Consider the following 14,557-nt stretch of genomic DNA (forward strand, 5'->3'; position numbering starts at 1 on the left):
AGTGCGAGTGTTTCAGTTTCATCTCCAAAAGGTTCTTGATTTAAAGGAAAAAGAAAAAGAACAAGCAGAATGGGCTTTCGGAAAGTCGATTCAACGTAAAAACGAAGAAGAGTGGAAGCTCTCTCAACTAACGGATCATCATGAAGAGATGACGATGAAGCTCCAGGAAGTACAGATGCAGACATGCAGTGCAGCGCAGCTCATTTCCATCACGCAATACCAGCAATCTGTTGCGAGATCAATTACGAATCAACAACGTACCTTGCACGGTTGTGAACAGGATGTGGAACGCTGTCAGTCACGATTGACGGAACGCATGAAAGAGTCCCAGCTATGGCAACGCCTTCGGGAAAAGTCGCTCCACCAATTTCTGGACGACCAGAAGCAAAGAGAGCAAAAAGAGCTGGATGAGATCGGTACGCAGCTCTATCTTCGCCGAAGCAACTGAGGGAGGTTCCAAATGGAAGAAATCCAAGAAGAACGGGAATACGGCAGGTGGGAATGGTTCTTTTATATGATTGTCATTCCTGCACTGTTTGCCAGCCTCCTTGGCGGTGTGCTCCTGAGCTTGCTCGGGGTCAATGTGTTAGGGAATGTTCTCCACTGGGCTAACTCCATACCGTACGTGGAAAAATTAGTCCCCGACGATTATGCGGCAGCTACCGACTCGGAAGAACAACCTGATATGGACAAGCAAGTGGTAACCCTACAGCAAGATCAAGCCAAAAACCAGCAGCAAATAACCGCATTACAAGAGGAGTCAGCAAAGAAAGATGCCACCATAGCGGCGCTGGAAAAGCAACTTGATGATGTAAACAAGCTTATGGAAGACAAGCGTACGACAGAGGAAGAGCGTCAGAAGCAATTTACGGATTTGGCTAAGGTGTATACAACCATGTCAGCCAAAAATGCGGCTGCGATCATTGGAAATCTAAAGCTGGAAGAGTCTGTTGCAGTCATGACAAAGATGAAACCTGCGCAACAGGCAGACATTTTGGCCAAAATGGATCCGAAGAAAGCTGCTGATATTTCGATCTTGTTAAAAGATTCTGTTGTGAACAAAGATGATGACATCGCCGCTCTTCAACAACGGGTTGATGTTTTGACAAAGGCGTTGAGCGATACTCGTGATGGTTCTGATTCTCAAGAGGACCTAAACAAGACGTTTGAACAATTGCCGCCAGCTGATGCTGCTGCCATCATTCGTTCTCTTATGGTTACAAACAAGAGCAGAGCTATTGCCTTAATGAAAGATTTGCCTGTGGAGAAACGGGCGCAAACTCTCTCCGCGATCGCCAATGACGACAAGAAGGAAAAAGACAATCTGGCGGCTCGCATCACAGAAGAGTTGCTTCGAAAATAGTTGAACAATCATCTGTTTTCGTTCCTATAAGCAACAAATCAAAAAGAGGAGGTGAACGAGATGAATGTAGCCAATATTACCCCGGCAGTTGGTTCAGCTGGATCTGTTACAGCAGTACCTGCATCGAATGCAGGAGGAACTAGTTTAGGCCAATTGTTTTCTATGCAGTTGATTCAAGTATTAGATCAGGCTGGAAACGCAGAAGAGGTAGCGGTCGCGCCAGAGGGCTTGAGTGAAGAGGAAATGCAAGCGATGGCTGAACTCATGGCGTTAATTGCCCAACTGCTTAACTCCGGTCAAAATGCACAAGGGGAATTGCCGCCTGAAACTCAGGAAAAGTTTGCGGCAGCGATTGAACAACTCTTGGGTAAAGCGCAAGGAAATGCTGGCCAAGTGAGTGAGGAATTAAAGCAGATGCTTGCTAACCTGAAAAAAGGGGAAGCAACTCCAAGCGACATGGACAAGCTGGCAGCTCTTCTCGAATCCTTGAAGAATCAAAAAGGAAATGTAGAGGAGACAAAGCGTAGTGGACTGAACTTGCGATCCGACGTGCTGGCAAACTTGAACACAACACAGCAAGATACGTTCAAGACGATTTCTCCACTGCGACTGAACCAAGGTCTATCTGCTTACAAGCTGGAGGCAGGGATTCAGTCTCAGACGGTACAGTCTACGCTTCAAGGTGGCCTTTTGAATCAAGAAGGGAATGCACAAGAGGGCCTGTTAACAGGAAATGGTCAGACACCGATTATCGCTTCATCTAATACGCAATCACAATCGGTACAGACCTTTCAGCAGTCGGCGGTTCCAACCCATCATGTGAACGCCAATCAACTGACACAGCAAGTTACACAGCTTTTCGTGTCCAAAATGCAGATGACCCAAAACAATGGCGTGCATGAGGCAAGGCTGATTTTGAATCCGCAATCGTTGGGACAGGTAGATGTTACGATTACTTCCCAAAATGGGGTTATTACTGCACAGTTCCATGCCGAAACACAGGCTGGAAAGGAATTGCTTGATAATCAGCTCCCACAGCTTCGTGCAGCTTTGACACAACAAGGCTTGCAGGTAGATCGCTTGGAGGTAAACCAGCAGCAGGATACAGCTTTTAACTTCCAGCAGCAGCGTGAACAAGCTCGACAACAACAAGAGAATAAACAACAGCAGAACAAGGACGAGCAGGAATTCGCCCTCGATGCCCTGGTAGACAACAATGAATCAACAGAAGCGCTTTGGAATCGACTGCGGGAAACAGCTCGCGGCATTGACGATATCGTCTAGGATTGGATGTAAGGAGGAAGCACCATGAACCATTTTCGTGTGGGGCAGCCCTATTTTCCTCCGAAAACGAATCACGTCGCAAAAGCTACAACCCAAACAGTTGGGGGAAACAACAAGTCATTTCAGCAGTTTTTGACGGAATCGATTGGGTCTGCAACCAAGACTCAAGCACTCAGCTTTAGTCAGCATGCCGTCAATCGCTTGCAGGAACGGGGCATTTCGCTTGAAAGTCAGCAGTTGGAGCGTTTGGAATCTGCTGTGCAAAAAGCAGCCTCTAAAGGCGCCAGAGAGTCTCTCATTATGATGGATAATGTGGCCTACGTCGTGAGCATCGTAAATCGGAAAATAATAACCGCCGTAGACGATGGCAGCATGAAGGACAACGTCTTTACAAACATTGACAGTGCCATTTTCGTGTAGGTGGCTGTTTTAGCGGGCTGGACCTCCTTTTGAGGAAGCCCATTCGGCTACCGACTGACAGAGGTAGCCGCTGTGAATGAGAAGGTAAAGGAGGAAATTAATTATGCTTCGCTCTATGTACTCAGGTATTTCAGGTATGCGTGGTTTTCAAACAAAACTCGACGTGATTGGTAACAATATCGCGAACGTGAACACAGTCGGCTTCAAAAAGGGTCGTGTCATGTTTCAAGATATTTTGAGCCAGAACGTTCAAGGGGCTGGGGCTCCTACAGATGGTGGAAAAGGCGGTACCAACCCGACGCAGATCGGTCTTGGTGCATCCTTAGCTTCGATCGATACCGTCTTCTCTGCTGGTAGTCCGATGACGACGAACCTTCCGACAGACCTTTCGATCGAAGGAGACGCGTTTTTCATGGTCAGCCCTGATGATGGTGCTACGATCTATTACACACGTGCAGGCAACTTCACGCGTGACGCTCAAGGTTTCTTAGTGAACTCCCAAGGGATGAAGCTGATGAATACCGACCCAGCACCAATCCAAATCAACCAGGCTGATGGAATCGTTTCTTACTCTATCGGCAAGGACGGGGTAGTTACGACTGTGGATGATACCGGCGCACTCGCTTCGGACAACACCATTGGCGTCATGACCTTCAACAACCCAGGCGGATTGAAGAAAGTCGGGAACAACCTTTACGAAAACACGGTGAATGCTGGTGCGCGTGACGATGACCCAATGACTCCAGCTACTCCGGCAGATGCAAGAATCAGCATCATCGCGGGACAACTGGAAATGTCCAACGTGGATCTTTCTGAAGAATTTACTGAAATGATCGTGGCACAACGCGGTTTCCAAGCAAACTCTCGGATCATCACGACATCTGACACAGTGCTAGAAGAACTGGTGAACCTGAAACGATAATTTCGTTTAACGGAAACAGCCGGGGAAGTGCGACAAGCCTTCCCCAGCTAGATCCGGAAAGGAGCAGCCAATGATTAAGTTGACACGTTTTAACGGCTCTACTTTTTATCTGAACATCACTCACATTGAAACTGTTGAAGCAACTCCGGATAGCGTGATTACGCTGTTCAACGACAGAAAGTACATCGTGAAGGATTCGGTGGAATCCATCGCTGAACGTGTTCAGGCTTTTTATCATAATGTTCCTCCGGCAACGTCTATACCGAGAATGCCGGGTGATTCAAATGAATAGCGGGAGGCATTAGCGATGTTTCAAAATCGATTGTTTAACATGGCTCTAATCATTATCATCGCGATATCGCTACTGGGAGTGATCTCGTTTGTTCTCTGGCAAACGTATCTCTCTCCGGCTGCTCAAACAGCCACGACGGAAGAGCAAGAAGTGAAGCCGCTAACAGCTGAGGAAATGAAAGAGTTCTCCGTTGACACAGGCGAAATTACGACGAACTTGCTAACGAACAATTACATGATTGTACGCTTTAGCATCACGGCGGACAGTGCTGATGCCAAAACAGAATTGGAACAGCGTTTGCCGCAGGTCAATCAGGTGATTATTAAAACATTGGCGGGGTTGACACCAGAAGACATTAAAGGAACTGAAGGTGTGAACAAGCTGGAAGCTAAAATCATGAATGAAATCAGCTCCCTGATGCAAGAAGGTAAGATTGTTCAAGTAGTGACAACCAAACGCGTCTTGTCATAGGAAGCGATTATGGTATACATAGCAAGGAGGTGACGACATATGGCCGAGGTTCTCTCACAGAGTGAGATTGATGCGTTGTTGGCCGCCCTATCATCGGGCGAGATGGATGCCAACGAGCTGAAAAAGGAAGAGACTGAGCGTAAAGTCAAGGTATATGACTTTAAACGCGCCCTGCGGTTCTCAAAAGATCAGATCCGCGGTCTAACGCGAATCCATGAAAACTACGCGAGGCTGTTGACTACGTATTTTTCTGCTCAGCTCCGTACCTTCGTGCAAATTACGGTTGCCTCCGTCGATCAATTGCCGTATGACGAATTTATACGTTCTATTCCCAAGATGACCATCTTGAACATCTTTGAAGCTCCTCCACTGGAAGGGCGTATGGTCTTGGAAGTGAATCCAAACATCGCCTACACCATGCTTGATCGGCTTCTAGGAGGTCAGGGGGCTATCCCGGAAAAGATGGGCGCCCTTACGGAAATTGAAACAACGGTGATGGAACGCGTATTCGGCAAAGCGCTGGATACATTCCACGAGGCATGGAAGCAAATCATTGAGCTGGATCCGTATCAGGAAGGTTTGGAGATGAACCCACAGTTCATGCAGATCGTCTCACCTAACGAGATTGTCGTGGTAATCTCCTTTAGTACCAAAATCGGCGATACAACAGGAATGATCAATCTCTGTTTGCCTCACGTGGTACTGGAGCCAATCATGACAAAGCTGTCGGGACAATACTGGTTCTCCAAACAAAAGAAAACGCGGGATGAAGAAGAACGTCTTCGCGTAGAAGAGCGAGTAAAGGTTGCGAAATTGCCGATTGTTGCTGAAATGGGAACGGCTACTATTACGGTAGGAGATTTCCTGCAGCTTCAAAAAGGCGATGTGATCCAGTTGGATCAATCAATCGATAACAAGCTGAAAATTAAAGTAGGTGACCATTTGAAGTTCTTGGGTCAGCCAGGAACACTCAAAGGAAGAGTCGCTGTACAGATTGATGAAGTCATAGAGGAGGGGGAGGAACAAAATGAGTAGAGATATGCTTTCTCAAGACGAGATTGACGCGCTGCTACGTGCGAACAACTTGGTTGAGGACGAAGAGGAAGCTGATTCGGTAGTGACCCAGGATGTTGCCGATTTTCTGTCCCCGTTTGAACAGGATGCACTCGGAGAAATCGGAAATATTTCCTTCGGGAGCGCAGCTACTGCGTTATCTACTTTGTTAAGTCAAAAAGTAGATATTACGACCCCTACTGTTACCGTAGTGAATGTCGATGAATTGGAAAGTGAGTTTCCCATTCCTCATGTGGCAGTCCACGTGGAATATACGGATGGTTTCAAAGGAATTAACCTGTTGGTCATTCGCATGGAGGATGCTGCGGTTATCGCGGATCTCATGATGGGCGGAGACGGCAGACCGGCGAACACGGAAATGTCGGAGCTACATATCAGTGCGGTTCAAGAAGCGATGAATCAAATGATGGGTTCCGCTGCTACGTCCATGTCGACGATCTTCAACCAATTTATTAATATTACACCGCCAGGCATCGATGTGATGGATCTTGCGCAAGGCAAGGGCGGAGACAGTTTTTCTGATGATGACAGTCCTCTGGTGAAAGTATCTTTCCGCTTAAAGGTAGGAGAGCAAGGCGAACTTATCGATTCGAATATTATGCAGCTTCTTCCGCTTTCCTTTGCGAAAAAGATGATTGATAGACTGGTTGGAGGTGCAGAGGATGAAGCAGCAGCAGCGGCCCTCGTAGAAGAGATTGAGATGCCTTCTCTGCCTGCCATGAACCTGTCGGCTCCATCAGTCCAACCAAGCGCGCCAGAGCCAGCACAGGGTCACGTGCCGCCTGTAGCGCCGCCGCCACAACAACAGCCAATGTATCAACAACCGATGGGGTATGCACAGCCAATGGGGTACCCAGGACAGCCGATGTATCCTGATGCGTATGGACAACAGATGATGCCTCCGGGCTTCGCTCCATACCCAGGTATGTATCAGCAGCCTCCAATGGCTCCGCCAACACCGCAGCACTTCGGAAGTCCAGCTGCTAATCAGGCGAACGTAGTACCGGCACAATTTGCTCCGCTTGGAGGTGCTCCTATGTATACAGGAGACATACAAAATCTTAACTTGCTGCACGATATTCCGCTGCAAGTAACCGTTGAATTAGGTCGCACGAAAAAGCTGATCAGAGAAATCCTTGACTTGTCCGCTGGGTCAATTATACAGTTGGACAAGCTGGCAGGTGAGCATGTAGACATTTTGGTGAACAACAAGTTGATTGCCAAAGGCGAGGTTGTCGTCATTGATGAGAACTTTGGGGTTCGTGTCACAGACATCATCAGTCAGATAGATCGTGTTCAAAAATTACAATAATCCAATCAAGAGGGAAGTATTAGGGAGGAGCTATTCATGTCTAACAAAGTTTTAATCGTTGATGATGCAGCATTCATGCGTATGATGATCAAGGAAATTCTTTCGAAAAACGGGTACAGCGTCGTAGGGGAAGCAAGTGACGGTGCACAAGCAGTTGAAAAGTACAAAGAATTGGGACCTGATCTCGTAACTATGGATATTACCATGCCAGAGATGGATGGAATCTCTGCATTGAAAGAAATCAAAAAATTGGATCCTAACGCACGCGTAATTATGTGCTCTGCGATGGGACAACAAGCGATGGTAATCGATGCGATTCAGGCGGGCGCAAAAGACTTCATCGTAAAACCATTCCAGGCAGATCGCGTTCTGGAAGCGATCAAAAAGACCATGAGCTAATGATGAAGATCCGGAATGCAGGGGCAAGACTCATTTTAGCCTTCAGTCTGATCCTGTTGCTTTTCGTCTCCTCCCTGCCGAGTACCGTTTTTGCAGAAGGTTCAGTCGCGGATGCGTACAACCAGGGAAAAGTGCCAACTAGCAATGCGCCCGCCGGCAACGAACAGCCGGCGGCCATTCCGGGCAGCGGAACAGGAAGTATGATAGGGTATCTAGTTCAAGTCATTTTTTCACTTGGATTTATAGCAGTATTGATCTTCTTACTGCTTCGTTTTCTTGGTAGACGTCAAGCGGCTCAAAGTCATGGACCCATTAAAGTGATCAGTGCAGCTGCTTTAGGAAATGGAAAAACACTGCAGGTCGTGATGATTGGCGAGTCATTGTACATCGTGGGAGTTGGAGATAACGTTGAATTGCTTCGTAGAATCGAACCGGGTGATGAAGTGGATCTGATCTTAGCTGACGCAGAGATCAAACCGATGAAAAACCCATTCTCGCTAGAATGGCTCCCGTTCGGTAAGAAAAAGCAGGCTGAAGAAGAAATATTGTTTTCTTCTGATATGTACGGCAAAACCTTTCAAGATCTGTTGCAAGGTCAATGGAACGATTTGAAAAATCGCCCACACCAAACAGAACATTGGGAGAAAGAGCAAGCTCAGGACAGAGGGGACCAAAAATGAAATATTTTTTGCAGGTGCTGATGCTTGTCGCAGTGCTGCTATCCGTACCTGAGATGGTCATGGCGGCGCCAGCGGGTACATCGCTTGTTCCGAGCATCGATTTGAAGATAGGCGGCGGAACTGGAACACCGCAGGAGACATCAACGGCCATTCAGCTGTTACTGATTTTGACAGTACTATCTGTGGCTCCAGCGATTTTGCTTTTAATGACCAGCTTTGCGCGAATTATCATTGTCTTGTCCTTTGTGCGAAATGCATTGGCAACGCAGCAGATGCCACCGAATCAGGTATTGATTGCTCTTGCGTTGTTTATGACTTTTTTCATCATGGCTCCGACACTCGGACAAGTAAACGAAACAGCGGTGCAGCCATTCATGCATGGAAAGCTGACGCAACAGCAGGCATTTGACGCAGCAGTCATACCGTTTAAGGAGTTTATGGCAAAGCAGACGCGTGAAAAAGATTTGGCACTATTTCTAGAATATACAAAAGCCGAACGACCAAAATCGATTCAAGATATTCCATTGAATGCGCTGGTCCCTGCTTTTGCCATTAGTGAGTTGAAGACAGCTTTTCAGATCGGCTTTATGATTTTCATTCCATTTCTAGTCATTGATATGATCATCTCCAGTATTTTGATGGGGATGGGGATGATGATGCTACCGCCGGTTATGATATCTCTGCCGTTTAAGATTTTGTTGTTCATCATGGTGGACGGCTGGTATCTCGTTGTGAAATCACTTTTGACCAGTTTTTAGCGACATTCCGAATGCCTCAGGAGGTAGAGCATGACTCAAGAATTACTTATGCAGATAGCCCAAAGCTCTGTTTATACCATCCTGCTGATTTCGGCACCCGCCCTTGGGGTCGCCTTACTGGTCGGTTTGATGGTCAGCGTCTTTCAGGCAACGACACAAATTCAGGAGCAGACACTCGCTTTCATTCCGAAGATCGTGGCGGTGTTTGTGGTGATCTTGGCTGTTGGTCCATGGATGCTTCGTGTAATGCTTGATTTTACGATGGGGATATTCGGTAACCTTCATCGTTTTATTGGGTAGCGTATGAATCTTTTTCTGATGTATTTGCCCGTGTTCTTACTCGTGTTTGTTAGAATGAGTGCCTTCTTCGTATCGGCTCCATTCTTCTCTATTCGAGGCGTACCGAACCAGTTTAAGATTGGTCTTGCCTTTATCATGGCAGTAATCAGTTTTCAATACTTGCCTGTACAAAACGAGATTCCCATGGACTTGACATTCATTCTGTATGTCATGAAAGAAGCACTCGTAGGTGTCATTCTCGGTTACATATGTGAAATGATGTTTATTGCTATTCAGGTTGCCGGTGGACTGATGGACATGCAGATGGGTCTTGCGATGGCAAACGTTATCGATCCAAAGACAGGTGCGTACATCCCGGTAACAGGTAACTTTAAAAACATTCTCGCTGTTCTTTATTTTTTCAGTATTGATGGACATCATATGCTGATACGTGGAGTGATAAACAGCTATCAGGCAATACCGGTGGACATTATGTGGGCGGCATTTGGAAGCGAAAACGTCATGATGACAGCCGTTAAAACTTTTCAAACCATGTTTTTGAGCGCCTTCATGATGGCGGCCCCAATTGTCGTAGCATTGTTTCTGGTTGATCTCTCTCTTGGTATTATCGCCAAATCTGTTCCGCAGTTTAATATCTTTGTGGTGGGTTTGCCCATAAAACTGCTTGCTGGCTTTTTACTGCTTATCGTGGTGATGCCTGCGTTCTTGCTGACCCTGAACGGATTGTTTGAGATTATGTTCCGGGCACTTGCAGAAATGATGAAATCGCTCGGAGGATCACCATGAATCAATTGAGGTTTTCTTATCAAGTAGATCTTCAATTTTTTAATGGGGAAAAGACAGAAAAAGCGACGCCCAAGAAAAAGCAAGACGCTCGAAAAAAAGGGCAAGTTGCCAAAAGCCAGGATCTTTCCCCAGCCATATCATTGACAGCATTTTTCTTTCTGTTGATGATGCTTGGTTCTTCTATGTTCGGTACCTTTCAAGATCTCATGCGCGAGTCATTGATTACGTACACCACTTGGCAAGTAAATGAAGAAAATTTAAAAGTCATCGTGATGCAGCTGGCATTTGAAGCATTAAAAATAATAGGTCCTGTATTGGCCTTAAGCTTCCTTGTCGCATTTGCGGTGAACTACATGCAGGTGGGCTGGTTAATTAGTACAGAAACCCTGCAAATAAAGCTGGAAAAGCTCGATCCGATTCAAGGCGCAAAACGAATTTTTTCCTTACGCTCGATCGTAGAGCTACTCAAGTCCTTGTTAAAAATTAGTGCAGGCATTTATGTCGCCTATGTCATTTTGTGGAGTTCAAAGGAACAAGTTGTACAGCTTTCCTTACTTTCTATCGATGCAGTCCTATCGTTTACTGCAGAAGAGGTAACAAAATTAGGAATCTATCTTGGATTATTGCTTTTCGTTCTTGCTATCCTCGACTACGCGTATCAGCGTTATGAGCATGAAAAACAGCTGCGAATGTCCAAGCAGGATTTAAAGGACGAGCATAAGCAAGCCGAAGGTGATCCGCTCATTAAAGGGAAGATTCGTGAACGGCAAAGAAGTATGGCCATTCGCCGGATGATGCAGGAGCTTCCCAAAGCAGATGTCATTATTACGAACCCGACTCACTTTGCCGTTGCTGTTCGTTATGATGCAAGTGCGATGAGTGCGCCGACGGTAATCGCCAAGGGACAAGATTACCTGGCTTTAAAAATAAGGGAAGTAGCTAAGAAGCATCGTATTGTTACCATGGAAAACAAGCCCTTGGCCCGGGCTCTCTATAGTCAAGTTGAAGTTGGGCAACAAATTCCCGAAGAGATGTTTAAAGCGGTCGCGGAAGTTCTCGCGTACGTCTACAAGCTGCAAGGGAAAGTGAAATAAATGGAAGGAGGATAACCAGTGGGATTCAAATTTAAAGAAGTCGGTACGATCCTTTTTGTCATAAGCATTGTTGTCATGATGGTAATCCCACTTCCTTCAGCGCTACTTGATTTACTGTTGATTCTGAATATCTCCCTTGCATTGACCATCTTGCTTGTGTCGATGTACACAAAAGAAACGTTGGAATTCTCGATCTTCCCGACGGTATTGCTCATTACAACCTTATTTCGACTAGCTCTAAACGTGTCGACCACAAGAAACATTCTTTCGCACGGTGAAGGCGGTAAGGTTATCGAAACGTTTGGTAGCTTCGTAGTCGGTGGTAATCAAGTCGTCGGTTTCGTTGTGTTCCTGATCTTGATCATCATTCAGTTTATCGTAATCACAAAAGGTTCTGAGCGTGTCGCAGAGGTAGCTGCACGATTTACCCTGGATGCGATGCCAGGGAAACAGATGAGTATCGATGCGGATCTGAATGCAGGGATGATCACAGAATCAGAAGCACGTGTACGAAGAAAAAAGATTGAGAACGAAGCAGACTTTTATGGAGCAATGGATGGTGCCAGTAAATTCGTAAAAGGGGACGCCATCGCGGGTATTATCATTTTTATCGTAAATATTATCGGTGGTTTTATCATCGGGATGCTCATTCACGACATGAGTTTTGCCGAGTCTGCATCACGTTTTACTACCATGTCTGTCGGGGACGCACTGGTGAGCCAGATTCCAGCGCTCTTGATTTCGACCGCAGCGGGTATTATTGTGACTCGTTCTACATCTGGAGAAGGTTTGGGAGAAGACATCGTCAAGCAAATGTTCAGCTTCCCGCGTCTTCTGTATATCGTAGCTGGATGTATGCTTTTACTAGGACTCTTTACACCGATTGGGATTCTTCCTGTACTTCCAGTTTGCGCGATTATGGCTTTTGCTGCCTGGAAAATGGAGAAGAACCAAAAGATTCAAATACAAGAGTCAGCCGACAAAGTGGAAGAGCAGCAAATGGAGGAAGTGCGCAGTCCAGAAAGCGTCGTGAACCTGTTGCAGGTCGATCCGATCGAATTCGAGTTCGGATATGGTTTAATCCCGCTTGCAGATGTAAAGCAGGGAGGAGATCTGCTTGATCGGGTCATTATGATTCGAAGACAAATCGCACTAGAGATGGGGATCGTCGTTCCGGTCATACGGATACGTGACAACATCCAGCTTCGACCAAATGAATACATGATCAAAATAAAAGGCAACCAAGTCGCAAAAGGGGAAATCATGCTGGATCACTATCTGGCAATGAGCCCAGGGATCGAGGACGATTCGATTGTTGGAATAGAAACCGTAGAACCTGCGTTTGGATTGCCCGCATTATGGGTAACAGAAGAGAATAAGGAGATTGCTGAGCTGTCTGGCTATACGGTAGTCGATCCGCCATCTGTTGTGGCTACTCATCTGACAGAGGTCATCAAGCGACATGCACACGAACTGTTGGGACGCCAAGAAACAAGGGCCTTGATCGACAATGTACGAGAGACAGCACCAGTACTCGTAGACGAGCTGATTCCAAGTCTACTAGCAATTGGGGACGTGCAAAAAGTGTTGCAGAAGCTGTTGCGCGAAAAAGTATCTGTTCGCAATCTTAATGTCATTCTCGAAGCACTTGCGGATCATGCCTTGTATACAAAAGATCCAGATGTGCTGACAGAATATGTGAGACAGGCTATGTCGAGACAGATTACGCTCCAATTTACAGAGCCTGGGCAGCCACTCCGTGTACTTACAGCCGGAGCTGGGTTGGAAAAAGTAATCTCCGAACGTGTGGAACAATCTGAGCAAGGAAGCTATCTAGCGATGGATCCGGAAACGTCACAAAGGATCTTCCAGAACATGTCATCGGAAGTGGGCAAAATGATCAACTCGGGTCAACAGCCAATCATTCTTTCATCACCGGCGATCCGAATGTACTTGCGTCAATTGGTAGAACGAATGATGCCAGACGTACCCGTTTTGTCGTACAGCGAGCTCGAACCACATGTTGAAGTGCAAAGCGTAGGGATGGTGAACATTTCGTGAGGGTAAAACGTTACATTGTCGATTCGATGCCAGAAGCAATGGATAAAATCAGGACGGACTTAGGAATAGATGCGGTCATTCTTAATTCCAAACCGATCAAAACAGGTGGATTGTTCGGGATGTTTAGCAAACAACAAATCGAAGTTGTCGCCGCTGTCGATGAAAAGGCATCCGATCGAGTAAATACCCCTGTTGCGGCTGAACATCGAGCCAACAACGTTTTGCCCAAATCGCCGACAGGGACGTACACGGCTGCTCAAGCGTATCGAAGACCCTCTGTGCCAAAGACGTTGGAGACACAAACCGAATCTGATGGCAAGGAGCAGGTCGCAGCCGCGATGGCGCAAACTGCGGTTGCGACTTCTCCAAGAGTAGAGTACCAAGATATGAGAGATGTGCCTTCACAAGTGGAGCCGACCATGCAGCATGCACCTGTCGTAACGCCTAAGGAAACAGCTTCACTCGCAAGCAATCATGACGCTCTCGCGAACGAAATGCGGGATATGCGTCAAATGTTTCAAAAACTGCTGGTGCATGATTTAAGTGAGCAATTGCCCGCGGCGATACAGCCCGTTCGTGCCCAGCTATTGAAGCAGGAAGTAACAGAAGAGCTTACCGCTGAAATTATTCGAAAAGTCATGGAAAAGGTCCAACCGGGTGAAAAGTGGACGGAGGAAGAAGCGTTCACAGCATGTAGAACAATCATCACTTCCATGATTGAGCCGTACGCAGAAACGTCGGCAACGCTTGGCAGGAACGTTCGATACGCATTCTTCTTTGGTCCGACAGGAGTAGGAAAAACGACGACCATTGCGAAGCTTGCAGCAAACAGCATGTTAAAAGAGAAGCGAAAGATTGGCTTTATTACGGCTGATACGTATCGAATGGCAGCTGTAGAGCAACTGAAGACGTACGCAAACATTCTGAATGTCCCGTTGGAAGTTGTCTTTTCTCCAAAAGAAATGGCTGCAGCGATGGAGCGCTTAAGCGATTGTGACCTCATTTTCGTCGATACGGCTGGGCGAAATTTTCGCAATGATGAATATGTAGCAGGCATTCGTGAGTTGCTTGCGCACGGAAAAGACAGCGTGAACTACCTGGTGCTCAGCTTGAGCGCTAAATACAACGACATGAAGGCGATCGCCCAAAATTTTGCGGAAGTTCAAGTGAAACAAGTTATTTTTACAAAAGCTGATGAAACGAACAGCTTCGGCACGATGTTGAATGTTTGTCAGGAGATGAATCTACAACTCTCCTATTTAACGACAGGTCAAAATGTACCAGATGATATCGTTGTCGCTACGCCCGAGTTAGTTTCAACGATGATTATGGGAGAGTAAA

Annotated in this window: 17 protein-coding genes; all 17 read left to right on the forward strand. The window is 46.5% G+C overall.

The window, feature by feature from the left end; genetic code table 11:
* Position 1 precedes the first annotated feature (1 nt).
* The 17 genes from fliJ to flhF all read left to right on the forward strand — a co-directional run bounded on the left by fliJ (position 2) and on the right by flhF (position 14,556).
* Positions 2 to 448, forward strand: coding sequence for a flagellar export protein FliJ (gene fliJ / locus AB1L17_RS00795; protein WP_412843142.1), 447 nt, complete (start codon positions 2 to 4; stop codon positions 446 to 448).
* 12 nt (positions 449 to 460) lie between these two features.
* Positions 461 to 1,363, forward strand: coding sequence for a MotE family protein (locus AB1L17_RS00800; protein ID WP_412843141.1), 903 nt, complete (start codon positions 461 to 463; stop codon positions 1,361 to 1,363).
* Between the two features lie 60 nt (positions 1,364 to 1,423).
* Entirely contained in the window at positions 1,424 to 2,647 is a 1,224-nt protein-coding gene (locus AB1L17_RS00805) for a flagellar hook-length control protein FliK (protein WP_412843140.1), read from the forward strand.
* Positions 2,648 to 2,671: 24 nt separating this feature from the next.
* Positions 2,672 to 3,067, forward strand: coding sequence for a TIGR02530 family flagellar biosynthesis protein (locus tag AB1L17_RS00810; RefSeq protein WP_412843139.1), 396 nt, complete (start codon positions 2,672 to 2,674; stop codon positions 3,065 to 3,067).
* A 103-nt stretch (positions 3,068 to 3,170) separates the two neighbouring features.
* Complete coding sequence (gene flgG, locus AB1L17_RS00815) at positions 3,171 to 3,989, forward strand: flagellar basal body rod protein FlgG (protein ID WP_412843138.1); 819 nt, start codon at positions 3,171 to 3,173, stop codon at positions 3,987 to 3,989.
* A gap of 70 nt (positions 3,990 to 4,059) precedes the next feature.
* Complete coding sequence (locus AB1L17_RS00820; protein WP_106840290.1) at positions 4,060 to 4,281, forward strand: flagellar FlbD family protein; 222 nt, start codon at positions 4,060 to 4,062, stop codon at positions 4,279 to 4,281.
* A gap of 15 nt (positions 4,282 to 4,296) precedes the next feature.
* The gene (locus AB1L17_RS00825; protein ID WP_007719300.1) at positions 4,297 to 4,752 is read left to right on the forward strand and encodes a flagellar basal body-associated FliL family protein; all 456 of its coding nucleotides are present in this window, start codon (positions 4,297 to 4,299) and stop codon (positions 4,750 to 4,752) included.
* Between the two features lie 39 nt (positions 4,753 to 4,791).
* Entirely contained in the window at positions 4,792 to 5,787 is a 996-nt protein-coding gene (gene fliM / locus AB1L17_RS00830; protein WP_017249321.1) for a flagellar motor switch protein FliM, read from the forward strand.
* Entirely contained in the window at positions 5,780 to 7,138 is a 1,359-nt protein-coding gene (fliY, locus tag AB1L17_RS00835) for a flagellar motor switch phosphatase FliY (protein ID WP_412843137.1), read from the forward strand. Before fliM ends, fliY begins: the two co-directional genes overlap by 8 nt.
* Positions 7,139 to 7,174: 36 nt before the next feature.
* Entirely contained in the window at positions 7,175 to 7,537 is a 363-nt protein-coding gene (locus tag AB1L17_RS00840) for a response regulator (protein WP_007719294.1), read from the forward strand.
* Complete coding sequence (locus tag AB1L17_RS00845) at positions 7,537 to 8,217, forward strand: flagellar biosynthetic protein FliO (RefSeq protein WP_412843136.1); 681 nt, start codon at positions 7,537 to 7,539, stop codon at positions 8,215 to 8,217. The genes AB1L17_RS00840 and AB1L17_RS00845 overlap by 1 nt, the downstream gene beginning before the upstream one ends.
* Complete coding sequence (gene fliP, locus AB1L17_RS00850) at positions 8,214 to 8,975, forward strand: flagellar type III secretion system pore protein FliP (protein ID WP_412843135.1); 762 nt, start codon at positions 8,214 to 8,216, stop codon at positions 8,973 to 8,975. The genes AB1L17_RS00845 and fliP overlap by 4 nt, the downstream gene beginning before the upstream one ends.
* A 30-nt stretch (positions 8,976 to 9,005) precedes the next feature.
* Complete coding sequence (fliQ, locus tag AB1L17_RS00855; protein ID WP_412843134.1) at positions 9,006 to 9,275, forward strand: flagellar biosynthesis protein FliQ; 270 nt, start codon at positions 9,006 to 9,008, stop codon at positions 9,273 to 9,275.
* Positions 9,276 to 9,278: 3 nt separating this feature from the next.
* Positions 9,279 to 10,061, forward strand: a complete 783-nt coding sequence (fliR, locus tag AB1L17_RS00860; protein WP_412843133.1) for a flagellar biosynthetic protein FliR — start codon at positions 9,279 to 9,281, stop codon at positions 10,059 to 10,061.
* Positions 10,058 to 11,155 carry a flagellar biosynthesis protein FlhB gene (gene flhB / locus AB1L17_RS00865; RefSeq protein WP_412843132.1) on the forward strand — a complete coding sequence of 366 codons (1,098 nt, stop codon included), beginning with the start codon at positions 10,058 to 10,060 and terminating at the stop codon, positions 11,153 to 11,155. The genes fliR and flhB overlap by 4 nt, the downstream gene beginning before the upstream one ends.
* 18 nt (positions 11,156 to 11,173) lie before the next feature.
* Positions 11,174 to 13,216 (forward strand): flagellar biosynthesis protein FlhA, encoded by a 2,043-nt coding sequence (gene flhA, locus AB1L17_RS00870; RefSeq protein WP_412843131.1) that lies wholly within the window; start codon positions 11,174 to 11,176, stop codon positions 13,214 to 13,216.
* Positions 13,213 to 14,556 (forward strand): flagellar biosynthesis GTPase FlhF, encoded by a 1,344-nt coding sequence (flhF, locus tag AB1L17_RS00875; protein ID WP_412843130.1) that lies wholly within the window; start codon positions 13,213 to 13,215, stop codon positions 14,554 to 14,556. The genes flhA and flhF overlap by 4 nt, the downstream gene beginning before the upstream one ends.
* Position 14,557 lies beyond the last annotated feature (1 nt).

This window comes from Brevibacillus jepli, assembly GCF_047229145.1.
Taxonomy (GTDB): Bacteria; Bacillota; Bacilli; order Brevibacillales; family Brevibacillaceae; genus Brevibacillus.